Raw genomic sequence first — 22,495 nt, 5'->3', positions numbered from 1 at the left:
TTTTTCATCTCCGTAATTTCCCTCTGGAACAGTTTGGGGTGCGGAATGTGGGCTGTAAATATTTTTGTCCAATTACTTACATAATCAATTTTGGACTGCAACTCAAATCAAAAATCGCGCACTTGGAAGTGGTCACCATCCTTGGTGGTGGTTAATTTAACAAACAAGAAGAACAAGATTCAGGACTATATAACCAGCGATGATAGGTCTTCCGTTTCGCTAATTCCCTACCTTGACGGCCAAGTTTTTCCCGAAGCTGTGAATCTTGACATAACCGATTAAAAGTTTGCAAAACCTCATAACCAGAATCGGGATTTACTAACAGGCCATTTTCTTCATGATGAACTGCATCTAAAACACTACCTAAACGAGAAGCAATTACAGGTTTGCCAAAATAACCAGCTTCTAAATAAACCATACCAAAATTATCTATGGTTTGATCTTCATAATTATCTGAATTTAACATGGCGAAAATATCACAAGCTGCATAATAACCGGCTAAATCCCTTTCTGGCACATACCCTGCAAAATGTACCCGTTGATCAATTCGTAACCTTTCCGCTTGAGATTTTAGCTGGATTTCACAAGATCCTTCACCGCAAATAATGCAATGAACATCCACACCAAAATTTAGCAATACGGGAATATTATCTATTACCCGGTTAAAGTTTTTATATTTAACTAAATTACCCACAGAAAGAATAACTATCGCTGTTTCAGGAATATTATAAATCTGCCGGATACGATTACGTAAATCATCAATATGACTCAAACTAGTGGGATTGCCAAATCTTTCTGACCTCACTACCGGATTTATCACATGAGTGGGTGTATCTAGCCGAAAAGTATTTCTTAAAAAATTGCGAATATAAGAACTATTACAAACAATTCCATCAGCACGATTGAGAGTTAATTTTAATAGCCATCTCCATAACGGATTACTAGTTACACTTAGTAAATCATTACCATGTAAATAGATAAAAAAGCGAATTGGTAAAATATAACTGAGTAACAACAATGCTGGAAAATCATAGCCGTGACACCATTCAATGTAGCGGTAATGATAGCGAAAATATAATTTAATAGCTAATAAAAAAGCAGCAATAATATTAAAACCAGATTGGATTATATTTCCTAGCCAGTGATCACAGCAAGCCGGAAAATTAAACCAACGATAAACAGGAAATTGTTGGGATTTATCGAATTTCTTATCTCCAGCACAACTACCAGCTAAAACAATTACCCGATCTGGATCTTGTAAACAGCGATTATAGACATATTCACCAATTACAGCCTCATCTGGGCGAAATATTCGGGAAATAACGAGGATATCTGGGTAAGCTGTTTTATGTCTAACTTGTGACCCTAGTTGTGATATATTTTCCATAATTAAGCTTGATAAATTAACTGGAATTAGGGTATTATCTTAAATTCAATAAAAAGCTGTTACTTCTGTTCGGTTGTAGCACTACTAAATTCTTGCTGAATTTTGCCGGATATAGAAATAAAGTTTTTAGATATTGCTGATTCAAAAAAAATGCAATACCTTTATTAAATTTGTGAGCATTCAGATTCAGTCAAAATAATAACGGATTTTAGAGTTGTCTGAGATTATTTTTATCAAATATTTCTCCTCTATATTCCCGAATTACCAAGTATTATGACTCCTGAACTGTTATTAAAATTATCAAACACCTGACTGACAAAACTACAAATTTTTACCCTATTTTACCGCTGATTATTGTCCGATTTGCCCAGGTTTACTAATGCTAGATAATTTACCTGCATAATTAAAGATAGTCATGATTTATAGCTAATACTGCCAAGAGATTACTCAGAAACTGCTTGGAAAATTGTTAAATCTAACTATTTCCCTTAGAATACCCTAAATACTGGCTATTTTAGTGCCAAATCGCCAGAAAATATTAGTGATCTTGTAATCTGAGTCATAGCATTTACTTGCAAATAATGATTTAATAACCCTGATTATTTATACCTTTGTTGATTAGGGGTATCAATCATTGCATTTAGCCCAGCTTAAATTTGAATACCTTTAAATGGTAATCGTAGATATATTTGCCACAATAAAGCCTATTTTCAAGGCTAATTTCTTAATCCAACTCAACAATTGATAAATGGCAAGTGTAAAATTTATAATTGTCACTGCACTTACATCACTGATAAAAAGTAAAACCCCCTAAAATATAAGTGCTGAATATTCCATCTCTATCCGGAAAAAATTAGTTAGGAACGCAAATTTAATAACCTGCAATTCTGATGTAACCTGGAATGGTGCGTTACGCTGTCGCTAACACACCCTACTTTTGCACCTTATTTAATTCACATTCCTTAGTAGCAACAATACCTTGTCCATTTTTTGTAGGTCGGGTTAAGCGACAGCGCAACCCGACGCATTTGTTGGGTTTCGTACCTCAACCCAACCTTGTATCTGAGTAATTCATAAGAGTTGTTTTAAAGATCAAATAAAGAGTATCCATTGAGAATGGATACCAGTACAAAAGTATTTAAAGCTATCTTAGCAACCTATAGCATCCCTAAGTTTGCGCTTCAAATCGCTAGAAATAGGTAAATCGTCAATTTCTTTACACAATTTTGCTACTGGCTCTTTTTTCTTTCGCTCCAGATATATTCCTGTTAAAAGACCATCAATACCATATTTACCTAGAGCATCTGCTACTAATCCAGCAACTCCAAGAGCCGCAATACCACCTATCATTCCAAATGGTCCGCCCAAAGCTGCTAAGGCCGTAGTTATAGCAGCACCTCCAGCTAGACCAGTAGCGGCCATTGTCACTACAAGCAATACACCAGGTAAACCTAAAGCCGCAACCTTTCTGACTACTTCATCCATATAGTTATTGAATTAACTTAACTGGGTTTAATTTGATACGGAGAATGGGTATAAGAGTATTCCAACTAAAAAAATGCCCAATTGTCATTGAGTGGGTGTTCTCTTCCCGTAGGATAGTGACAGGTTTTAGATCATTTATTGCTTGAAACACTCTAAGAGACTTCCAAATAAAAAAATGTCCCAAAACTGATGCAGAAATTCTCTCTCTGTGTACTCTGTGCCTCTGTGGTTCGTTTCTTAGGATAATTTATTTCTTGGAAGTCTCTAACTATAAACACTAATATAAAAAAAGCAAGTAGCGAAGGTTAAAATATTCGCCCTCACTACTCACTCTTCTTACCTACGCACCTACAGATTCCTTAGCGGCATACAACACCTCAGCCGAGATATCTTTAAACCCACGTTCACGGGCAAACTTTTCGGTATTTCGCTTCACTTTTCCGCGCACAAAACCAGGAATCTTATTCAATTCCGCTTGACCATCTTTTGTCCAATTCAAACCAGATTCTGCGGAAATTCCTTTGGTAATTACTTCCTTTGTATCGTGTCCACCAAAGATTTCTAAAAGGTGATCTTCCATTCCCAAAGTGAAGGAATTGTAGATTAAATCAGTGATTTGATTTGTGCCTTCATAACCCATAAATGGTTTGTAACCAATGGGGAAATTCTGCACGTGAATTGGTGCTGCAATGACACCACAAGGAATATCCAAACGTTTACCAACGTGACGTTCCATCTGTGTACCAAATATAGCAGAAGGTTCAACGCGAGCGATCGCATCCCCAATTTCACCATGATCATCTGTAATCAATACTTCATCGCAATATTCGCTCACCTGTTCTCTAAACCAGTCAGCATCATACTTGCAATAAGTACCAGCCCACACCACGTGAATCCCCATTTCCCGCGAGAGAATCTTCGTTAAAGCCGCCGCATGAGTATTATCACCAAAAACCACCGCTTTCTTCCCTGTCAAGTTCTGACAGTCAATAGAACGGGAAAACCAAGCCGCTTGGGATACGTGCAGAGTTTGTTCGTTGATGAAGTCTTCATAATTAACCTCAGCACCTTGGGCATTAATTACCTGCTGAATTTTACGGATACATCTAGCAGTTTCCACCACACCCATCGGCGTAATATCTACGTAAGGAGTCCCGAATTGTTCTTCTAAATATTTAGCTGTAGTTAACCCCAGTTCCCGATAAGGAATTAAGTTAAACCAAGCTTGAGGCATAGTTTTTAACTCGTGAACAGACGCACCTTCAGGAATCACAGTATTTACCTGAATTCCCAAATCAGTCATTAACCGCTTCAGTTCAGTGACATCATGGTTATTGTGGAAACCCAGAGTAGAAACCCCGATAATGTTAACTGAGGGTTTGACTGTTTTCTCTGTTGGTAATTCCCCCCGCTTCCGGGCTTTCTCAATGTAATATTGGACGATTTGTTGTAAGGTGCGATCTGCGGCTTGTAATTCATTGTAGCGGTAATGGTTCACGTCCGCCAGCATTACGTCCCCTTTTGCTTCCAATTGCGCCCGTTCGACAAAGTTATGTAAGTCCTCTTGCAAAATGCTGGAAGTGCAGGTAGGAGTTAAAACGATTAAATCGGGGTGTTCTTCCGCGTCTTTGCGGGTGATGTTGTCTACCACCTTTTCTTGAGAACCTCGCGCTAAAACGTTTCTATCAACGACGCTGGTTGTAACTGGGGTAAAGTTTCTTTCCCGCGATAGCATGGAACGCATAACATTGAAGTAATCATCACCCAGGGGCGCGTGCATGATAGCATGAACGTTTTTAAAAGAACTCGCAATCCGCAAAGTTCCAATGTGAGCGGGTCCCGAATACATCCAGTAAGCTAACTTCATCCTGTGTTCTCCCTTGACAAGTTAAATAACTATAAGTGCTTGATTATTAAATCGTTTCTGATTTTCTCAAACCTAACCGCTATGAACAAATAAGGTTTGTTGCGAGGTTATTTGACGTGAGAGAGGGTGAAACCTAGTTGCTGACTGGGTTATGGCTGATTATTTAAACAATATTTATGTTGTTTAAGTCAATAAATCTTAACGTTTTGCAAAATATTTATATCAAAATCAACCATTGTTGAAAAAATTCATTTTAATAAACCTCATCATGGCTGCCAATATCTATCAATAAAATAACCATTTCTAATAACTCCTCATCCTCAGAGAAGTTAAAGATAATTCTACAGTCATACGCAACAGAACAAGACCATAAACCTGCTAACTCTCCTCCTAATTTATGAGACTTCAAAGACGGGGTAAATGGATCATCTGCCAAAAGTATTAACACGTTAATAATTTGATTTTTTAATTGTGGGTTTTTCTTTGTAATCTTCTTGAAAGACCTCTTAAATCCACTACTCCAAACAACTTCCATCATCATCTCCTAGTAAATCAGCAATCAAATCATCAACAGTTCCTCTCTTTGCTGTACCATTCTTAAAAGCCTGTTGAAGTTCCTCCGCATTAGTTAAAATTTCAGTTCGTTTTTGATTAATTCGTTGTTTTTGCAAAAACTCAAATAAATACTCTCGATCTTCTGTGGGTAAATTTTCTATAGAATTAATAATTTCTTGTAAAGTCATCATAGAACCTCCTAGTTAAGTAAATCATACGTTTTTTAATTCTATTTTAAGTCATAAAGCTATTTCTTCAGAAATTGGCTCAACGGTATGATTCCGTATTTCATCTCTGCGTTTTTTAGCTTCTGTGTTCCAACTCTTTTGGATATTTTCATCAATACCAGATTCTAGACTTTCAATTAGTTTTTCTACTAAAAATACTCTGGTAGCATTGGGTAAAGACAAGGCTTCCTGAATTAATCCTTCAACTGATAGCATAATTATTTATACTCTTGTGTAAATTGAATTGAGAATAGGCACAAAGAAAGACTTTATCCACAAGCTATTTTATCATTCTTTCTGTGGAAATGTCATATTGACAATGACTGTGTTTCTACATTATCTCGCATTGACTAAATTGCATCGTGTATTTCGCTAGTGCAATCTTTTTATTTACACCAACTATATATTTATTTTTACCAGTAGTCAATTATTACCGTATTGAGTATAATTTATTTTATCAACCGCTTCTGTCAAATATAAAAAGGTAGTTATCCATGTCTGACGATTCCCAGCGTAATTCTGCTGTCAATGCGGCTGCGACAACCAACATTCACCACGTCAATTTACAGGATTTACCTTTAAGTACGGCACGTAGATTATATAAAGGGGGTGTTCGTCCTGGTGAACCTATTAGAACCAGGATTCAAGCCCAAGAAATGTTGGATAAAATTCCCCCTTCTCAACGTGCGGGTATAGATAGTCAAACTGCCACTAATAATGCCAACGATTACCTATCTGATAAGCACGCTAGTCACGTTAAACCCCACAGTAAGGGAGGTTCTAATGATCCGAGTAATATCAGATGGGAGAATGGCAAAGACAATATGGCTCGTGGTGATAAAACCATGACTAGTCAGGAACAAATGAGATTAAATGCTAAATACCACTTTGATAACTTAACTGGTGCTGTAAAGGCAGGTTTGCAAGCTGCACCAATAGGGGCGGCTGTGGGTGCAGTTACAACTGTACCTTTTTCTCTTTTAGGGACTTCCAAGAAATAAATTATCCTGATTAACGAACCACAGAGGCGCAGAGGACACAGAGGAATAAGGGTTTGAGAGATTTTTGCGTTAGGTGGTTGAGTATTTTTTTATTTGGAAGTCCCTTAACTCATGGGCTGCGTGTAGTTCGAGGTGAAATTTCTGCACAGGAAGCTGCTACAGCAACATTAAAAGATACTGTTATGGGTGGTGCAGTTGGGGGTGTAACAGCATTTACAACAGCAACATTAGCTGCGGCTTGTCCACCAATAGCGATCGCATTAACTACAGTAGCACCTTTATTAGCTGTTGTTGGTGCTGGAGGTATGGCTGTTGAGTTTTTCAGAATCTTAGATGATCACAAACAGGCTGTAAAAACCTATTATGAATCTTTAACTCGGCAAGAATTAGGAAGATTACAAGAAATTGAAAATGAACTGATTTATGAACATCAGAAAAATCTAGAATTTTTGGCAGAAGCAAAAGCAATTAATCAAGAAATTACAAATCGTCCAATTGCACCAGGAATAGAAGAGGCTATGCAACGGTTACGTGAATCAGTGGCTATTGCTCAATCTTTAGGTCTTACATCAGTAGATAGTAAATTATTGCCTGATTCTCAACTTCCTTAACTTCCTCCTAGTCACTAAATAATAAATCAAGAATTATATGATTTTCATACTACCTTTTGTATTTGGTGCTGTAGGTCTAGCTGTTGGTGCTGTTGCAGGTGCTTTTACTTCTCATGCTGCTGGAGAAAAGGATAGACAAGCCGCTAAACATCACAGAAAAGTTGCAAACGAATTAACAGATAAATATACAAACTTAGAGAAAAAATATCATGAATTTGCTGATGAAAGTAAAAAGCAGATTAAGGAGTTAACTGATCAGAACATATTGAGTGAAATAGAGAAAGATTGTTTGCGCTTGGCATTACGATTACAGCAAAATCTTATTTACTTAATGTGGGAGATTGATAGAGAACCTACAGCAGATACTTTAAACGAATTTCAAGCAGCAGTAGAGCAAACTAACCAAGTTCTTGAGCAATTACAAGAGGAGTTAATTATCGTTCCAAATGACTACTATGAAAGTCTTTTAAAAGCAATAAAAGTAAAAGCCATAGAAGCAAAAAACATTAGAGAAAACACACTAATTGAGGAAGCGAAACTAAATGATATTTTTTGTAAAACTATTCTCAGTGTTGATTTAGGTAGAACTGCTACAAAAACCTGTGTGAGCCTTGAACCTGGTAATGTGGCTTTCATTCCTTCTCCTGTGAAGCAAATGTCAATAAAACAAATTCGTGGCTTGGTGTTGGAAGCCAAAGGAACTGATCCATTAATGAATTTGTGGATAGAATATCAAGATATTGGTTATGCTGTTGGTCAATTAGCAGCAGACTTTGGCGCAAATCTCGGTGTTGGCCAATCTAAAGTGGAGGATGCACTTATCAAAGTGTTATCATCTGCTGGCTACTTTAAGCTTAAAGATGAAATTGCTGTTGTCCTGAGTTTACCTTTCCTTTCCTTAGAGCAGTTTGAAAATGAAAAATCGCATTTGAATAGGTTGTTAATTGGCCTCCATGTAATGAATTTTAGAGGTGAATTAGTGTCCTTAAATATTACTAAGGTATGGGTAATTCCAAATGGCTATGGTAGTTTACTATGGTCAGAAACTCAACCGAATAAAGGCGCAACAGTTCCCAATTTTACAAAAATATCTGTGGGGATTATTGATATTGGTCACCAAACCATTGATATGCTCATGGTGGATAATTTCCGTTTTGTTAAATATCTTTCTAAGAGTGAAGACTTCGGAATGAGTCAGTTTTATGAAATGGTAGCTAAGGAAATAGATGGTGCAGATAGTCAATCTTTAGTATTTATTTCTGAGGTGAATAAGCCCAAAGGTGAAAGATTTTACCGTCCTAAAGGTGTTAGTAAACCTACTAATTTAGATTATTTTCTCCCCAATCTGACAGAGCAGTTTTCACGGGAAATTTGCTCTCGTGTGTTAGCGTGGTTGCCAGAGCGGGTAACTGATGTGATTATTACAGGTGGTGGTGGAGAGTTTTTTTGGGAAGATATCCAACGTCTCCTCAAAGAAGCTAAAATCAATGCCTATTTAGCTGCACCTTCCCGACAAGCTAATGCTTTAGGACAGTATATTTATGGAGGAGCGCAATTTATGCGTGCTGCTAGGTCAGAAAATTAATGTTGCAATAGTTACATATAATCTGATCTACTTTTAAAAGTACAATTTCAAATAGCTATGAATATATGTTAAAATTAGATTACCATAAATAGTGGAAAATTATTGCAATGGAAATTACTAAACTATCAACTCAAGGTCAAATTACTATTCCCCAAGTTTTAAGAGATCAGTATCATTGGCAAGATGGACAGGAATTAATAATAATTAATTTGGGGGATGGAATTTTATTAAAGCCTAAAAAAACTTTTCCAGAAACAAAATTAGATGATGCTGCTGGTTGTTTGAATTATCAAGGAAAAGCCAAAACAATTGAAGAAATGGAAGAAGCGGTAGCACAAGGAATAGAAGAATTATGGAGTCAATGATTGCCATTGATACTAACATTATCGTTAGATTTATTACCAAAGATGATGAGCTACAGTATCAACAAAGTTTAGCATTATTCAAAAATAAAAATATTTTTATTGCTGATACTGTCATTTTGGAAACCGAATGGGTTTTAAGGTTTGCTTATAAGTTTAAACCTTTAGAAATTTGTCAGGCTTTTAGAAAGGTTTTTGGTTTATCTAATGTTTATTTAACTAATGAAAGGCTGATTTTACAAGTTATTGAATGGCATGAAAATGGTATTGATTTTGCAGATGCTTTTCATTTAACTTCTAGCAATCATTGTTTAGAGTTTTATACTTTTGATGAAAAATTTATTAAAAAATCTCAAAGTTTATCTAATTCAACAGTAAAAAAACCTGATTTATAAATTCGTTATTATTACAACAATAAACCCACTTCGTAAGTTTCAGATAACTAAAATTTTACTCCTCCAAACAACTTTTCAAAATGAAAACAGACAGCATATTTTACAAAAGAAGGGAACAGGGAACAGGGAACAGGGAGCAAATAAAAAACTTTAGTTCTGAGTTTAAAGCTCAGTCAAAAAAAGGATGTTTTTAAAAGATGCGTAGCACGAAAAAAACAGTGTCATTATTTCAATCTCATGTTTTTAAACATGAGTTTTTCCTGTTTCCTGTTGCCCGTTCCCTGTTCCCTCTGAAAGATTATTTCAAGAAATACCCAGCATATTTTTTGAACTCATTGGTAACTCTCCCCAACTAGCAGAACTTTATCAATTTTCATCAGTTGAAGTCAAACAAACAGCCTTGAGAATAGATGGAGTTTTCTTACCTAACCAAAATACAGATAACCCCATCTACTTTTTAGAAGTACAATTTCAATCAGATAAGGATCTCTACCATAGACTTTTTAGCGAAATATTTCTTTACATTCGCCAAAACAACCCCAAAAATCACTGGAGTGCTGTAGTTATCTATCCAACCAGCAGCATAGATACAAAAGATATTCAGCATTATCAAGAATTTTTCACCAGTCAACGAGTGAGAGTGATTTATCTGGACGAATTAGCAGAAACAACATCTTTACCCATTGGTATTGCTACAATAAAACTAATCATCGCTAACGCAGATAATTCCATTACCCAAGCTAGAGAATTAATCACCAGAACTAAACAAGAGATAAATTCTCAACTTCAACAGCAACAACTATTACAAATCATCGAGACAATTTTAATTTACAAGTTTCCAAGAATGAATAGGGAGGAAATAGAAGCCATGTTTGGATTAAGTGAGTTAAAACAAACCCGATTTTATCAAGAAGCAAAAGAAGAAGGTGAACACAAAGCTAAGTTAGACGCAGTTCCTGGTTTGATAGGATTAGGTTTAACTAAAGAACAAATCGCACAAGTTTTAAATTTAAGTCTGGCAGAAATTAGCCAGATTATCCAACAGCAGAATATCAACACAAAGGACAAATAAAAATGATTTAATCAGTTCCAGAAAATACTACTGTTGAAGAAAAGGAGATTACCTAATCAATAGAATTAAACAAGAGATAGATTCTCCACTTCAACAGTAATACGTATTACAAATCATCTAAACCAGTTTAGTGTATAGAACTTCACAAAAATAAATCTTCAATGAAAGTGACACAAAAAATGATAAGGTGAATAACTTTAAAATACCCTATCGTTTATCAGTATGTCAGTCTCTATCACTATCTCTCAACTGCTTGAAGTTCTTATCGCTGAACCTGTGAATGTATCTGTATCTACCTTAACTCAGTTGGCTATTGGGATACAAACAGATACCCGCATTTTGCAACCAGGGGAAGTGTTTTTGGCTTTGCGAGGAGAAAAGTTTGACGGACATGATTTTGTACCCACAGCGATCGCTCAAGGGGCTATAGTTGCAATAGTTGATCATCATTACGAAAATCCCGGTTTTCCGGTTTTGCGGGTTAAAGATACTTTAAAGGCATATCAACAAATTGCTAAATGGTGGCGTGAAAGCTTTGCTATTCCTGTCATTGGCATCACAGGTTCAGTCGGGAAAACCACAACCAAAGAATTAATTTCCGCAGTTTTAGCCACAAAAGGCAAAGTTCATAAAACCTACGGGAATTTTAATAATGAAATAGGTGTTCCCAAAACCCTGTTAGAAATGGGTAGAGAAAATAACTTTGCTGTCATCGAAATGGCTATGCGGGGAAGGGGACAAATTGCCGAATTGACAGAAATTGCTAAACCGACAATTGGGGTAATTACTAATGTAGGCACGGCGCATATTGAGTTACTTGGTTCAGAAGAAGCCATTGCAGAAGCTAAATGTGAATTATTAGCAACCATGCCAAATGATAGTATTGCTATTCTTAATTATGATAATCCATTATTAATGGAAACGGCAGCGAAGTTCTGGCAGGGTAAAGTTATCAGTTATGGTTTTTCTGGTGGCGATATTCAAGGAGAATTAACTGATAATGAAACTGTAGAAGTTGCAGGAATGCGTCTACCTTTACCTTTACCCGGTCGTCATAATGCTACCAATTTTTTAGCAGCTTTAGCAGTAGCCAAGGTATTAGAAATTGATTGGCAATTATTACAATCTGGTATTATGGTAAATATGCCCACAGGTAGAAGTCAACGCTTTACTTTAGCTAATGATGTGGTGATTTTAGATGAAACCTATAATGCCGCCCCAGAAGCCATGTTAGCAGCTTTGCAGTTGTTAGCAGACACACCCGGAAAGCGAAAAATTGCGGTTTTAGGGGCAATGAAAGAACTAGGAGAAAGATCCCCAGAACTTCATCGAAAAGTTGGAGAAATGGTCAAGAATTTGCATCTGGATGGTTTATTGGTATTAGTTGATGGTCAAGATGCGGAAATTATTGCTAATAGTGCCGATAATATATCTTGCGAATGTTTCACAAATCATGCTGATTTGGTAACAAGATTAAAAACATTTATGCAAACAGGCGATCGCTTATTATTCAAAGCCGCCCATTCTGTGGGATTAGATCGAGTTGTTAACCAATTGCGGGCAGAATTTACCAATTAAAAATTCCTGGTATTTCAGACAAAACAAACTTAATTAAGTCTGGTTTTTCGGATAAATATAATACACCGAAAAAATAACTTTTTTCTAGAGATGTTGCATGAAACATCTCTACCATATAGCAAAAAATCAAAATAAAAAGTCTTTTAGTCAAGAAAAAATAATTACTAATTGCCATCAATAACTAGACAAAACTATTTCAATAACGTCTTATTCATTGGGATTAAAGCCTTGAATTTATAAATTCTTTTTGAAAGAATAAAAACTAAGGTTAGTGCATATCACATCTAATCTTACTTATCTTTTATCAAGATAATACATACAAGGAGGAATTATCATGGCTAATATCCAAATATCCGCATTACTTCCTGTTGGTTATGATTTATTTAATGATGCTGCTAGTTTTATGAATGAACTAGCTACCGATGAAGTACAAAACGTTCTCGGTGGTGGTTATCATCATTATAGCTGTCATTCTCATCACAACCATCATTACTCTCACAAAAGTCATAACGGGAGATATTGGGGTTATTAAAATTCAAAAGATAGCTGTTAACTAACAGCTATTACTAATAGTTAGAATAGTAATTTCTACTTTTACTACTATTCTGACTGTTTATGTATTTTTGGTCAAGAAAATATCTCAAAGAGGAATGATCGTGGCTAATATCCAAATCAATCAAAAGTTAGAAGTAAAAACGTAATTTTATTTCAACTTTCTATATCCCCGACTTCTTTAAGAAGTCGGGGATTTTACTCTAGCAATGTTTAGTGTTAGTGAGAAAAACCACCCCTATAACTGCCGCTATAACCACCGATATAACTGCCGCTATAACTGCCGCTATAACCACCATAATGACTGCCATGATGACCACTACCGAGAATGGTTTGTATTTCGTCGGTAGCTAGTTCATTCAGAAAACTAGTATCATCATTAAATAAATCATAGCCTACAGGAAGTAGTGGGGATATACTGTCATTATTTACCTAGAGAAAATAATTGTAGAGGATTTCCCCGCCAGATAATTACTAAAAGATTAGTTAATAAACAGGTGACAGCTAGGGATAACAAGACATACGTGGGTAACATCACTACACCAATCATAAACCAAGTATAAACGTGCAGCATCATGATTGCAGCAAATGTACAGGCTAGTGTCACAGATGCCCAGACTTGACGCATGGGACGATTTAGAAACGCGAGGATAATCGTTAATAAGGTAGTCAAGACATTAGCCGGGACTAGAAAGCCACAGATACCTATACAGTGATTGCGGGAAAATTCAGTTAAGGTGTGAAAATCTAACATTAATTTTGGGGGATAGGTAATTGTAGGTTCTTATGATTAGGTTTTATTATAAATTCCAGGTTACTTAAGTAATCTTATCTCAAAAGTGAGTGGTTACACCATTTATGTTACATTTTTTAAAGAATTAGCCCTAACAACTCAATTTCTTAATTTTAATTATAAGTAGGTTAGCATTGAAAATCGTCGTTATGGCAAGGCAAGAGGCACTCATGCAAGAGGGTTTGGGCGATTTTACTTTTCTTTACACAGATTGGTTTTATTCTGTTCACCTACTTACTCAAAACGGCTTGATTGTTTGATTCTAAAGGTAGGGGGTAAAGTATGAGCTAAACCCCTACACATCTGGGTTCTTTGTCATTTGGCAAAAGTTTAGATCTCACCCGTGTTTAGTATATAGAGACGTTGCTTCCAGCGTCTCTATCAGAATGTCAAAATCAAAAAATTCAGCTTGTGGGACTAACCCATCAAAATCACAGTATCAATAACGTGAATTACACCATTATCAGCAATAATATCTGCTGCTAAAACTGTGGCGTTTTTCACCTCAAAACCATCTTCACAATTAATTTTGATGGGAGAACCTTCCACAGAATTGACTGTACCTAGTTTCGCTAAATCATCCTTTGTTAACTTTCCAGAAACAACGTGATAGGTTAAAATCCGTGCTAACTGGGGAATATTTTGTAATAAAGTTGTAATTGTGCCTGGTGGTAACTTAGCAAAAGCGTCATCAGTGGGTGCAAACACGGTGAATGGACCCGGACTTTTTAATGTTTCCACTAACCCAGCAGCAGAAACAGCAGCTACCAAAGTTTTAAACGCATCATTACTAACTGCAATATCAACAATATCAGCCATGAATTTTACCTCTCTAGCAAAGCTTCTACAAGATAGTAAATCATGTTTAAGTTTTATTAATGACAATTCTGATAAAATATAGTCTGATGATTTTCTTCAGTTTTTTTTATACATCAAATGGATAAACGCACTTATGCAATATTAGGAACCGGCGCATTAGGTGGATTTTATGGCGCAAAACTCCAAAAATCTGGTTTAGAAGTTCACTATTTACTCAAAAGTGATTACCAACAGGTAAGGGAAAATGGTCTCATTATTGAGTCTAAAGACGGTGATTTCACCCTCTCCCAAGTTAATGCTCATAACAATGTAGACAAAATGCCACCCTGTGATGTGGTAATAATATCACTAAAAACAACCCAAAATCAACTTTTACCCCATTTATTACCACCAATAGTTAAAGATGACGGGGTAGTATTGGTATTACAAAATGGACTGGATATAGAAGCAGAAGTTGCAGAAATTGTCAATAATGTCAGCATTATTGGGGGTTTATGTTTTCTCTGTGCTAATAAAGTTGGACCAGGACATATTCATCATTTAGATTATGGACAAATTACTTTAGGTGAGTATAAATCTAATTATCAATTAACCGGCATTACTAAAAAAATGCGGGAAGTTACCACAGATTTTGAAAATGCTGGTATATCTATAGAAATGTTAGAAGATCTACTATTAGGACGTTGGAAAAAGTTAGTCTGGAATATTCCCTATAATGGCTTATCTGTAATTCTTGATGGGAGAACAGATGAATTGATGACGGATATTCACACTCGTCAGTTAGTGGAAAGTTTGATGTGGGAGGTAGTCGCAGGGGCAAAAAGTACCGGGAGAATCATTCCTGAAAGTTTTATTCAAACCATGTTAGATTACACCACAAAAATGAAACCCTACCGCACCAGTATGAAAATTGATTTTGATGAAAAGCGTCCTTTAGAAGTAGACGCAATTTTTGGTAATCCATTAAGAAAAGCAGAATTAGCAGGTGTAAATTTGCAGCAAATTCGTTGTTTATATCAACAATTAAAGTTTTTGGATATGAAAAATAGAAGTTAAATCTAAATCCTGACTCATCCTCTAAAAAAAATGGACAAATCAACTATCTCTATAGGTGTTATTTAAAGGGACAAAGGCAAGAAAAAACCTTTACCCCTATGAGAATTTTGGGCAAATCAGGCAAGGCAAATAATATTTATTCGACAACATTCTCCTTCACTAATCTTTGGTCAGATGCTACTGCCAGAAGTTCTTCTACAATATCCCAAGCTGCTGCACATTCACGAGAAGAATCGCCCTTAGTTGTACAAATTGTTCTCGCTTCTTCCCGTGCAACTTCTATTTCGTCTTCAATAAAGATGCGTTTTGGATTTTCAAACAAATCACTTTTTCTGAGGATATCGGTAATTGAGACGATTCCTAATAGCTTACCTTTAATTACAGGAGCGCGACGGATGCCTGTATTGGCAAATAAGCGGGCTACATACTCCACACCAAGTTCAGGATTGACAACAATACAAGGCTTGGTCATAATTTCATAAACTCGCACTTGTTTGGAGTCTTTACCGTAAGCAGCAACTTTATAAACAATATCAGTTTCACTGACCATACCATAGGGGTCATTTTCTGTGCGAGGTTCAACAATTAAAGATCGCAAACCTTTATATTTCATTAAATCTACAGCTTCTGCTACGGTTGCTGAACCACGAATTGTTACAACTTCTGTGGTCATTATGTCTTCAGCTTTCATCATCGGTTTATAAGTTCCTATCAATAGTTGGATTGAAATTTGTGGGTAACTTGTGAATTGTAATGAATTTGCAAAAATCCCGTTTCAGCTTTCTCCAGATTGCTCATTATTCTTATGTAAATGAGTATGCTTACCTGGGCAAAAAACCATGAGTTATTGGATTTAATCTTCGTAAACTCTGGCTTCTAAAGCATCGGGAAATTCCTGACAATACATCTCAAAATAGCTTTTTGGATTTTCCACAAAGTCACTTTTTCTGAGAATATCAGTAATTGAGATGATTCCTAATAGCTTACCTTTAATTACAGGAGCGCGACGGATGCCTGTATTGGCAAATAAGCGGGCTATATACTCCACACCAAGCTCAGGATTGACGACAATACAAGGCTTGGTCATAATTTCATAGACTCGCACTTGTTTGGGGTCTTGACCATAAGCACCAACTTTATAAACAATATCAGTTTCAGTGATCATGCCATAGGGGTCATTTTCTGTGCGAGGTTCGACAATTAAAGAGCGCAGATGGCGTTCTTTCATCAGTGCTACAGCTTCGGCTACGGTTGCTGAACCACGGATTGTGACAACTTCTGTGGTCATTATGTCTTCAGCTTTAATCATGGTTGAAATCCTGAAAGTAATGAGTATGAATTTTTGGGATTTTCATTTGGTAAATGTCTACATATGGGGGAGAATAAAATAGATTTACTCATTTCTAATATTTGCTGCTTAGACACTTCTGGGGAAAGATTAGATGTAGTTAATGGTTGAAAATTACTTGGTATTCCGGGTGCGTAAGCTTCAATGACACTTCCATCCAGAGAGCGTATTACCATCAGGTAGTCACAAACTGGACACTCTGTGCGGATAATTTGATTCATCAAAGAATGCTTGTGAGCTAGTTTTCCATCAGTTAAAAACTGACGTTTTGCTTCACTACCGCAATTAGGACATGGAAATATATACGCTCTCTGCATGGAGAAACCCCCTCAAGAAGGTGAAAGTATTTTGTTTAAAGCTGTGGTGAATTTCTCATAGGGAACTACCCCAACAACTATTTCTGATAATTCACCATGATTGAAAAACATAACTGCGGGAATACTGCGAATACCGTACTCTTTAGCAATGCTTTGATTTTCGCCGTCACCAACATCTAATTTGACTACTTTTGCCTGATCTTTGTATTCTTCAGCCAGTTGATCCATTAAAGGAGCAACCATCCTACAAGGTCCGCACCAAGTTGCGGTGCAGTCCATGACAAACAACTCTTTCGCCTTTAAGAGCGATTCAAATTCTGATTTTTGGATATATTTAACAAGACTTTCATTCAGACTTTCAGAAGTAGCCATAGGTTTCTCCAGCAAAAATTTAAATTGGTGATTATGTAGTTGTAAGATGGAAAATTGTCAAATAATTGAGGTTATTTGTTGAGGTAACGCAAGGCTCAGAAGTTCTATAACTCTGATGCCATAGAAATTGTAATCTTTTGATTTTTCTTTTCTTTCGCATAAAATAGGCAGGAATTTTACTTTATTTTTGTGTCATGCAGATAAAATATTTTTTCCTGATTTGATTGATATTTTTCCAGCAGTTAAATTTTTTTTATTTGCTGTTAAATAAGATTTGGCAAAGGAATCTTGTAAAAACTGAGTTACTATTTCAACTGAGCGATCGCCATTAATCATGGTTAAACAATTTTGTTGGCGATAATACTGAATTAAGGACGCAGAATGCTCATGATAGATTTCTATTCGCTTGTAAATGTTATCACGAGTATCATCTAGGCGGCTTTGTTGCAGTAACCTTGGCAACAAAACATCAATGGGGACATAAAAGCTAAAAACTTGGTCGTAAAGCTGTTTTGATGAAGCATTGTGGTTTTTAGCCTGGATTTCTAATAGTAGTTGATCAAGAAGTTTCGCCTGGGATAAGTTACCAGGAAATCCATCCAGAATCCAACCCTGTTGAGCAGAGGCATGATTTAAGCGTTGGCGAATGATATTCAGCAGGAAATCATCTGGAACTACATCACCTCTTTCTATATAGGGCTTGACTTTTAAGCCGAAAGAAGTCTCCTTGGCGATCGCCTGACGGCATATATCATCAATGGAAATATGCGGAATTTGCCATTGGCTTGACAGTGCTGCCCCCTGGGTACTCTTGCCAGCACCCGGTACTCCCAAGAAAATCAATCGCATTCAAACACCCCCTATTTCCAACTGAAAATGAGATGAAATCAACAACCAATAAGTAGTGAGACAGAATTAATTACACAATGCCATTGCGTTAGCGCAGCGTGGCGTTAGCCATATATAACGAAGTAAAATGAAGCAATTCCAAGGGTTGTGATTGCTTCCCTTCGCTCGCAATGACTGTAAATATTTTTGTCCAATTACTTACAATCCCCAAATATAGGATTCCTCTAGGAATAACCAATATTTGAGATATCATATCTACAGAGGTGATTGAATTCTCAAAACTATGGCAACTGAAAAATCAAAAGACTCTTACCTGTGGGAAAAGCTAGACCAAGCCAGGAAAGCGAAAGCTGCCAGTGGCGGCTATGCCGGCTATGGTTCACCTGCTTTTGGTCAACAGTCAGTTAATGGTGAACTAGTAGAGAATCCATCTGAACAACAGATCATTGAATTAATTCGCCGTCACCACAAGTCAGGAAAATCACTTCCACAAATTGCCGCATGGCTTAACCAGCAAGGATATACAACCAAGCGAGGCAGTCAGTGGCAACCTGTATCAGTTAAAAGAGTCCTAGACAGGCTATATGGTAAAATACAGAGGATTTCTGGCATGGATGAAGACTGATGTACTTATTGGCTCTGATTTAGAACCATAAAGCAAAAATGTCTTCTTTTGCCCCTATTTGGATAGGCCAGTTTGAATTTTATCCCCCCATTTACCTTTTAATCGTTAAACCCTTTATATGTAAACTGTTTCCTCGATTTATCCTTTACATCCCTCGTATCATAACTGAAATTTGTAGAAATAATATGTATATGACAAAAAACTTTACAAAACTTCATAAATTAACTTCATCAGCTATTGTGAACCATGCAAATTGATGACCCACTCATTGGCGTTCCCTGTTTAGAAGAGGCGATAGATAGGTATCCACTGGTTGTTGCGCCCCAGACTTCCCTAATTGATGTTGTGAATTTAATGAATCAGACGCGAGGTAATAGTTGTTTATTACCTGATTTTGATTCAGCAATTGGCTTTAGTTCCATGGGAGGTACGCGTTCAAGTTGTATTTTAGTCATGGAAAAAACAGAAATACTGGGTATTTTCACAGAGCGAGATATTGTCAAACTTACAGCGGCGGGTAGAAATTTTGCTGATGTGAAAATAGCTGATGTCATGGTGCATCCAGTCATAACCTTAGCGGAAACTGCATTTCGGGATATCTTTGCTGCACTGTTTTTGTTTCGACGATATCGCATTCGCCACTTAGTGATAACCAATGCAGAGAAACAACTCGTGGGGATTGTCTCCCCAGAAAGTATTAGGCAAGTTTTGCGCCCCACCAACTTGCTGAAAATGCGGCGGGTGTCAGAAGTAATGACCACTCAGGTAATTCATGCACCACCTACAGCTTCTGTACTCAGCTTGGCGCAGATGATGGCGGAGAATCAAGTTAGTTGCGTGGTGATAGTCAAAACAGATTCCTGGAACGATGTCTTATCAGCTTTTAAACCAGTAGGAATTGTGACAGAAAGAGACATCGTACAATTTCAAGCATTGGGATTAAATTTGGCTCAAATTGAGGCAAAAACAGTGATGAGTACACCCTTATTTTTGCTAAGTCCAGAAGATTCCCTCTGGTCTGCCCATCAAGAAATGCAGCAGCGACGAGTGCAGCGATTAGTTGTATCCTGGGATTGGGGAGCAAAGTTAGCTATCGTCACTCAAACCAGCTTGTTGCGAATATTTGATCCACTGGAGATGTATGGAGTCATAGAAACATTACAAATAACTGTAGCTCAATTAGAAACCGAAAAAGCTAAATCTTTCCATAACCAAAGTAACTCCACCGAACTACCACTACAGCCAGACTTAAAGCAGATACAGAAACAACATATAGTTGCTGACGAAAACTTAGATAACTTGATTGCTACTGTGCAAAGCCGGATAGAACATTTGATCAAAAACCCTGATTTATCCACAGAATTACAGCAAATGTATTTAGGTTTAGCGACAACGGAGATGCAAAAAATCCGCCATTGTCTTCATAGCTGAAAAAATATATAGGACTATTGGGCGTTGCTGATTAAGAGTATGATTTTGTTTCACGCAGAGGCGCAGAGGCGCAGAGAGTAAGAGTTTGAAATCATTGATTTTTCAATTTCATACCCTAATTCAGCAACGCCGACTATTGTTTAGTAAGCATTCTAAAAATAAGATGCGTTTGCCCTGGGTTCTGGAACTAGCTCTTCATTAGATTCCATATCAGTTACTGCATCTTTTACTAAATCTGTAATACCTTTGAGTGTAGCATTCTGATCTTTATGAAGATAAGACAGACTGGGAAATTCAGCACACAATCCCACGAATTCTTGATCTTCTTCCGACCAAGTAACTTTATATGTGTAGTGGGTATAGTTAACCATCTTCCATTTCCTCAATTTTTTTATAGGATAGGTAAGATGCTTATGATTAGCATTAAATAAATAATAGTATCAATATTAATACTATGTCAATGGGAGCGTTAAACTAATTTGACGTATAAAATCACAAAACCTCTATTCATAACCATTTACCAGATACAGCAGATTCCGCTCTAATGAGGTACAAACTTGAATTATGAAACTCTTGTAGTGCGGGCATCTTGCCCGCTGGATATGTACCTCATCACACCGGAAAGTGCTGTATTATTCAGAATAATCACTACCAGAACCAAACTTCCATTTATCTATTAACCGATGCCAATAATATCGGTTTTCTGGTGATAGATTATTAACTAATATTTCTAATCTTGGACTTAGAGAGAACAAACTAGTATACACAATTAAATTAACATAATGTAACATCCAATCTAACAAACTCAATAAACCAACTTGGGGAATGATTTTCGCAACTAATAAAGGATGAGATAAACCAGTTTTTAACAAAGTTTTTGTTAACGCCCCAAACTGAACAATATCTTGTAAAAAAGGTCTTAAAACAGGTGTTCCTAACTGCTGCATTTGGGCAAATACAGCGGAGAGTAATTGGTTAATTTGATGGGAATCAATTTTCTGATTTACACCTACACTCATCGCTTTTTGGAATAACCAAGTTACACTTAAACTCGGTTGATAGGGTTGCAATATTGCCAAAGATTGGGCAGATAATTGATCAGTTTTTAGTGCTTCTGCAATTCCCAAAGTTAACCTTTGTAAATGACGCACCATAGCCCCAAAACCACCAAAGCTTAAAGGTGATTGATTCCCGCTACTGTCTCCCACTGGTAAAATCCGACTCCAAGGGGTTTGCAGAGGACTTTGACGATAACTAGGAAAGAAACCAAACAACGCCCGTTGAAAATTTAGGCGATTAATTTCCACACCTTGATATTCTGGTAACAGGCGTAAATATTCATCAAATAAAGTTTCTAAACTTAATCGTTGTGCATCGGCATCCATATAAGTAAATAAATATGTGGTTCTACCATCCTTAGCTGGAAAAGCTTCCCAGAAATATTGACATTGATTTTCCAAAGCTGTGAAAGATAACAACAAGTCCCCTGAGTCATTTTTCGGAAATCCTTTCGCACAAGTTCCCACAACCAAGCAAAGCGCATCTGGTTTTTTTCCTTGACGCGCTTGTTGGCTAATGGGGGAAAGATTTCCCATAGCATCCAATAACAATTTCGCGGTAAATTGGTTATTGAGCATAACTCCATTTGGGTGAACTACTGCATCATTAAATGGTGTATTTTCAAATAACTTTCCTCCAAGCTTAAGAAAGCGGGTTTTTAAGGTTTCCAAAAGATAAATAGGATTAACACCAATGTTAAGAACATCTTCTACCCATACTTCTGTACCTCCTTGAAAGCTAACTCTTGCGGGATTATATTCTGTGACGATAGCTTGTGCTAATTCGTCTGCTGTCAACAATTCCAATTCCCGAAATACTTCTAACTCTTTGCGAGAAATATTCCATTCCTGTTCTCTTCCGCGCAAAATTCCCCTTTCTAGTAAGGCTACGTCCATACCACGTACAGCTAAGGCGCAACCAATCAAAATTCCTAAAGTTCCACCGCAAATAATGACATCAAATTCTACAGATTCTAAATTTTTGGGATTTTCTTTAACTACGTTGGGTATGGGTGCGTTACCTTTTCGCAACGATGCTAATATGCTGTCAGTACGACGCAAGCCGCCTAAAACATCGCCTGGGAGTTGGGAAAGAATTTCTTCGGTTAGGGACATAAAATTTAATTCCATCTGTGTATTTGATGATATA

At 36.7% G+C, this 22,495-nt stretch carries 25 protein-coding genes and 1 pseudogene; 11 read left to right on the top strand and 15 right to left on the bottom strand.

Translation table 11 applies throughout. From position 1 onward, the window contains the following. Positions 1-151: 151 nt before the first annotated feature. The 6 genes from FJR37_RS11535 to FJR37_RS11510 form a co-directional block, all read right to left on the bottom strand. On the bottom strand, positions 152-1,387 hold the full coding sequence (locus FJR37_RS11535; RefSeq protein ID WP_053539700.1) for a glycosyltransferase family 4 protein: 1,236 nt from the start codon (positions 1,385-1,387) through the stop codon (positions 152-154). 1,149 nt (positions 1,388-2,536) lie between these two features. Beyond that, positions 2,537-2,872 carry a hypothetical protein gene (locus FJR37_RS11530; protein ID WP_027401640.1) on the bottom strand — a complete coding sequence of 112 codons (336 nt, stop codon included), beginning with the start codon at positions 2,870-2,872 and terminating at the stop codon, positions 2,537-2,539. 340 nt (positions 2,873-3,212) lie between these two features. After that, positions 3,213-4,739, bottom strand: coding sequence for a ferredoxin:protochlorophyllide reductase (ATP-dependent) subunit B (gene bchB / locus FJR37_RS11525; RefSeq protein WP_168466072.1), 1,527 nt, complete (start codon positions 4,737-4,739; stop codon positions 3,213-3,215). A 253-nt stretch (positions 4,740-4,992) separates the two neighbouring features. Further along, positions 4,993-5,274, bottom strand: coding sequence for a type II toxin-antitoxin system YafQ family toxin (locus tag FJR37_RS11520; protein ID WP_039204992.1), 282 nt, complete (start codon positions 5,272-5,274; stop codon positions 4,993-4,995). Then, on the bottom strand, positions 5,255-5,485 hold the full coding sequence (locus tag FJR37_RS11515; RefSeq protein ID WP_039204994.1) for a hypothetical protein: 231 nt from the start codon (positions 5,483-5,485) through the stop codon (positions 5,255-5,257). Before FJR37_RS11515 ends, FJR37_RS11520 begins: the two co-directional genes overlap by 20 nt. Before the next feature lie 48 nt (positions 5,486-5,533). Continuing rightward, positions 5,534-5,737, bottom strand: coding sequence for an addiction module protein (locus tag FJR37_RS11510; protein WP_039204995.1), 204 nt, complete (start codon positions 5,735-5,737; stop codon positions 5,534-5,536). Between the two features lie 278 nt (positions 5,738-6,015). Between FJR37_RS11510 and FJR37_RS11505 the strand changes: the two genes are divergently transcribed. The 8 genes and pseudogenes from FJR37_RS11505 (at position 6,016) to FJR37_RS11470 (ending at position 12,657) form a co-directional block, all read left to right on the top strand. Further along, on the top strand, positions 6,016-6,522 hold the full coding sequence (locus FJR37_RS11505; RefSeq protein WP_233455515.1) for a hypothetical protein: 507 nt from the start codon (positions 6,016-6,018) through the stop codon (positions 6,520-6,522). A 53-nt stretch (positions 6,523-6,575) separates the two neighbouring features. Further along, positions 6,576-7,133, top strand: coding sequence for a hypothetical protein (locus FJR37_RS11500; RefSeq protein WP_254434566.1), 558 nt, complete (start codon positions 6,576-6,578; stop codon positions 7,131-7,133). 505 nt (positions 7,134-7,638) lie between these two features. Then, positions 7,639-8,718 carry a chromosome segregation protein ParM gene (locus tag FJR37_RS11495; protein ID WP_371416117.1) on the top strand — a complete coding sequence of 360 codons (1,080 nt, stop codon included), beginning with the start codon at positions 7,639-7,641 and terminating at the stop codon, positions 8,716-8,718. 107 nt (positions 8,719-8,825) lie between these two features. Continuing rightward, positions 8,826-9,083 carry an AbrB/MazE/SpoVT family DNA-binding domain-containing protein gene (locus FJR37_RS11490; RefSeq protein WP_168466071.1) on the top strand — a complete coding sequence of 86 codons (258 nt, stop codon included), beginning with the start codon at positions 8,826-8,828 and terminating at the stop codon, positions 9,081-9,083. Then, positions 9,071-9,475, top strand: coding sequence for a type II toxin-antitoxin system VapC family toxin (locus FJR37_RS11485; RefSeq protein ID WP_254434565.1), 405 nt, complete (start codon positions 9,071-9,073; stop codon positions 9,473-9,475). Before FJR37_RS11490 ends, FJR37_RS11485 begins: the two co-directional genes overlap by 13 nt. 295 nt (positions 9,476-9,770) lie before the next feature. Then, positions 9,771-10,547, top strand: a pseudogene (locus FJR37_RS11480) (Rpn family recombination-promoting nuclease/putative transposase); the annotation flags it as partial. A gap of 222 nt (positions 10,548-10,769) precedes the next feature. After that, positions 10,770-12,125: a UDP-N-acetylmuramoyl-tripeptide--D-alanyl-D-alanine ligase gene (gene murF, locus FJR37_RS11475; RefSeq protein WP_039204998.1), complete on the top strand. Its 1,356-nt coding sequence runs from the start codon at positions 10,770-10,772 to the stop codon at positions 12,123-12,125. A gap of 334 nt (positions 12,126-12,459) precedes the next feature. Then, complete coding sequence (locus FJR37_RS11470) at positions 12,460-12,657, top strand: hypothetical protein (RefSeq protein WP_168466070.1); 198 nt, start codon at positions 12,460-12,462, stop codon at positions 12,655-12,657. A gap of 444 nt (positions 12,658-13,101) precedes the next feature. On the opposite strand, the gene FJR37_RS11465 is transcribed toward FJR37_RS11470, so the two are convergent. After that, complete coding sequence (locus FJR37_RS11465) at positions 13,102-13,431, bottom strand: hypothetical protein (RefSeq protein ID WP_168466069.1); 330 nt, start codon at positions 13,429-13,431, stop codon at positions 13,102-13,104. A 456-nt stretch (positions 13,432-13,887) separates the two neighbouring features. Then, complete coding sequence (locus tag FJR37_RS11460) at positions 13,888-14,289, bottom strand: fasciclin domain-containing protein (RefSeq protein WP_039205000.1); 402 nt, start codon at positions 14,287-14,289, stop codon at positions 13,888-13,890. Positions 14,290-14,406: 117 nt separating this feature from the next. Here FJR37_RS11460 and FJR37_RS11455 point away from each other — a divergent pair, with 117 nt between their 5' ends. Then, positions 14,407-15,345 (top strand): putative 2-dehydropantoate 2-reductase, encoded by a 939-nt coding sequence (locus tag FJR37_RS11455; RefSeq protein WP_027401652.1) that lies wholly within the window; start codon positions 14,407-14,409, stop codon positions 15,343-15,345. Between the two features lie 136 nt (positions 15,346-15,481). Here the strand turns inward: FJR37_RS11455 and FJR37_RS11450 are convergent, their stop codons facing one another. The 5 genes from FJR37_RS11450 to FJR37_RS11430 all read right to left on the bottom strand — a co-directional run bounded on the left by FJR37_RS11450 (position 15,482) and on the right by FJR37_RS11430 (position 18,231). Continuing rightward, positions 15,482-16,039: a CBS domain-containing protein gene (locus FJR37_RS11450; RefSeq protein ID WP_035081470.1), complete on the bottom strand. Its 558-nt coding sequence runs from the start codon at positions 16,037-16,039 to the stop codon at positions 15,482-15,484. Positions 16,040-16,198: 159 nt separating this feature from the next. Beyond that, on the bottom strand, positions 16,199-16,654 hold the full coding sequence (locus FJR37_RS11445; protein ID WP_051424254.1) for a CBS domain-containing protein: 456 nt from the start codon (positions 16,652-16,654) through the stop codon (positions 16,199-16,201). After that, on the bottom strand, positions 16,651-17,010 hold the full coding sequence (locus FJR37_RS27710) for a hypothetical protein (protein ID WP_371416116.1): 360 nt from the start codon (positions 17,008-17,010) through the stop codon (positions 16,651-16,653). The genes FJR37_RS11445 and FJR37_RS27710 overlap by 4 nt, the downstream gene beginning before the upstream one ends. A gap of 12 nt (positions 17,011-17,022) precedes the next feature. After that, on the bottom strand, positions 17,023-17,382 hold the full coding sequence (locus tag FJR37_RS11435) for a co-chaperone YbbN (protein ID WP_168466068.1): 360 nt from the start codon (positions 17,380-17,382) through the stop codon (positions 17,023-17,025). Positions 17,383-17,574: 192 nt separating this feature from the next. Further along, entirely contained in the window at positions 17,575-18,231 is a 657-nt protein-coding gene (locus FJR37_RS11430) for a nucleoside monophosphate kinase (protein ID WP_168466067.1), read from the bottom strand. Positions 18,232-18,514: 283 nt separating this feature from the next. On the opposite strand from FJR37_RS11430, the gene FJR37_RS11425 reads away from it, so the two are divergent. Next, a complete protein-coding gene (locus FJR37_RS11425; RefSeq protein ID WP_015079420.1) occupies positions 18,515-18,856 on the top strand; it encodes a recombinase family protein in 342 nt (113 codons plus the stop codon). A 246-nt stretch (positions 18,857-19,102) separates the two neighbouring features. Then, entirely contained in the window at positions 19,103-20,287 is a 1,185-nt protein-coding gene (locus FJR37_RS11420) for a CBS domain-containing protein (RefSeq protein ID WP_168466066.1), read from the top strand. A 152-nt stretch (positions 20,288-20,439) separates the two neighbouring features. Here the strand turns inward: FJR37_RS11420 and FJR37_RS11415 are convergent, their stop codons facing one another. Beyond that, positions 20,440-20,658, bottom strand: a complete 219-nt coding sequence (locus FJR37_RS11415; RefSeq protein WP_052150100.1) for a hypothetical protein — start codon at positions 20,656-20,658, stop codon at positions 20,440-20,442. 261 nt (positions 20,659-20,919) lie between these two features. Further along, positions 20,920-22,461 (bottom strand): NAD(P)/FAD-dependent oxidoreductase, encoded by a 1,542-nt coding sequence (locus FJR37_RS11410; protein WP_168466065.1) that lies wholly within the window; start codon positions 22,459-22,461, stop codon positions 20,920-20,922. Between the last annotated feature and the right edge of the window lie 34 nt (positions 22,462-22,495).

The organism is Aphanizomenon sp. UHCC 0183 (genome assembly GCF_009712065.1).
GTDB classification, from domain to species: domain Bacteria; phylum Cyanobacteriota; class Cyanobacteriia; order Cyanobacteriales; family Nostocaceae; genus Dolichospermum; species Dolichospermum heterosporum.
Note: the sequence above shows the minus strand (reverse complement) of the source record. Positions and strands in the feature narration are given on the sequence as shown.

What these genes read in the sequence shown, in the direction of transcription:
- FJR37_RS11510 (WP_039204995.1), bottom strand. Translation starts at nt 5,737, where the DNA reads ATGCTATCAGTTGAAGGATTAATTCAGGAAGCCTTGTCTTTACCCAAT.
- bchB (WP_168466072.1), bottom strand. Translation starts at nt 4,739, where the DNA reads ATGAAGTTAGCTTACTGGATGTATTCGGGACCCGCTCACATTGGAACT.
- FJR37_RS11460 (WP_039205000.1), bottom strand. Translation starts at nt 14,289, where the DNA reads ATGGCTGATATTGTTGATATTGCAGTTAGTAATGATGCGTTTAAAACT.
- FJR37_RS27710 (WP_371416116.1), bottom strand. Translation starts at nt 17,010, where the DNA reads ATGCAGAGAGCGTATATATTTCCATGTCCTAATTGCGGTAGTGAAGCA.
- FJR37_RS11490 (WP_168466071.1), top strand. Translation starts at nt 8,826, where the DNA reads ATGGAAATTACTAAACTATCAACTCAAGGTCAAATTACTATTCCCCAA.
- FJR37_RS11445 (WP_051424254.1), bottom strand. Translation starts at nt 16,654, where the DNA reads ATGATTAAAGCTGAAGACATAATGACCACAGAAGTTGTCACAATCCGT.
- FJR37_RS11410 (WP_168466065.1), bottom strand. Translation starts at nt 22,461, where the DNA reads ATGTCCCTAACCGAAGAAATTCTTTCCCAACTCCCAGGCGATGTTTTA.
- FJR37_RS11455 (WP_027401652.1), top strand. Translation starts at nt 14,407, where the DNA reads ATGGATAAACGCACTTATGCAATATTAGGAACCGGCGCATTAGGTGGA.
- FJR37_RS11435 (WP_168466068.1), bottom strand. Translation starts at nt 17,382, where the DNA reads ATGGCTACTTCTGAAAGTCTGAATGAAAGTCTTGTTAAATATATCCAA.
- FJR37_RS11415 (WP_052150100.1), bottom strand. Translation starts at nt 20,658, where the DNA reads ATGGTTAACTATACCCACTACACATATAAAGTTACTTGGTCGGAAGAA.
- FJR37_RS11515 (WP_039204994.1), bottom strand. Translation starts at nt 5,485, where the DNA reads ATGATGACTTTACAAGAAATTATTAATTCTATAGAAAATTTACCCACA.
- murF (WP_039204998.1), top strand. Translation starts at nt 10,770, where the DNA reads ATGTCAGTCTCTATCACTATCTCTCAACTGCTTGAAGTTCTTATCGCT.
- FJR37_RS11450 (WP_035081470.1), bottom strand. Translation starts at nt 16,039, where the DNA reads ATGATGAAAGCTGAAGACATAATGACCACAGAAGTTGTAACAATTCGT.
- FJR37_RS11535 (WP_053539700.1), bottom strand. Translation starts at nt 1,387, where the DNA reads ATGGAAAATATATCACAACTAGGGTCACAAGTTAGACATAAAACAGCT.
- FJR37_RS11430 (WP_168466067.1), bottom strand. Translation starts at nt 18,231, where the DNA reads ATGCGATTGATTTTCTTGGGAGTACCGGGTGCTGGCAAGAGTACCCAG.
- FJR37_RS11485 (WP_254434565.1), top strand. Translation starts at nt 9,071, where the DNA reads ATGGAGTCAATGATTGCCATTGATACTAACATTATCGTTAGATTTATT.
- FJR37_RS11470 (WP_168466070.1), top strand. Translation starts at nt 12,460, where the DNA reads ATGGCTAATATCCAAATATCCGCATTACTTCCTGTTGGTTATGATTTA.
- FJR37_RS11420 (WP_168466066.1), top strand. Translation starts at nt 19,103, where the DNA reads ATGCAAATTGATGACCCACTCATTGGCGTTCCCTGTTTAGAAGAGGCG.
- FJR37_RS11505 (WP_233455515.1), top strand. Translation starts at nt 6,016, where the DNA reads ATGTCTGACGATTCCCAGCGTAATTCTGCTGTCAATGCGGCTGCGACA.
- FJR37_RS11520 (WP_039204992.1), bottom strand. Translation starts at nt 5,274, where the DNA reads ATGGAAGTTGTTTGGAGTAGTGGATTTAAGAGGTCTTTCAAGAAGATT.
- FJR37_RS11425 (WP_015079420.1), top strand. Translation starts at nt 18,515, where the DNA reads ATGGCAACTGAAAAATCAAAAGACTCTTACCTGTGGGAAAAGCTAGAC.
- FJR37_RS11465 (WP_168466069.1), bottom strand. Translation starts at nt 13,431, where the DNA reads ATGTTAGATTTTCACACCTTAACTGAATTTTCCCGCAATCACTGTATA.
- FJR37_RS11530 (WP_027401640.1), bottom strand. Translation starts at nt 2,872, where the DNA reads ATGGATGAAGTAGTCAGAAAGGTTGCGGCTTTAGGTTTACCTGGTGTA.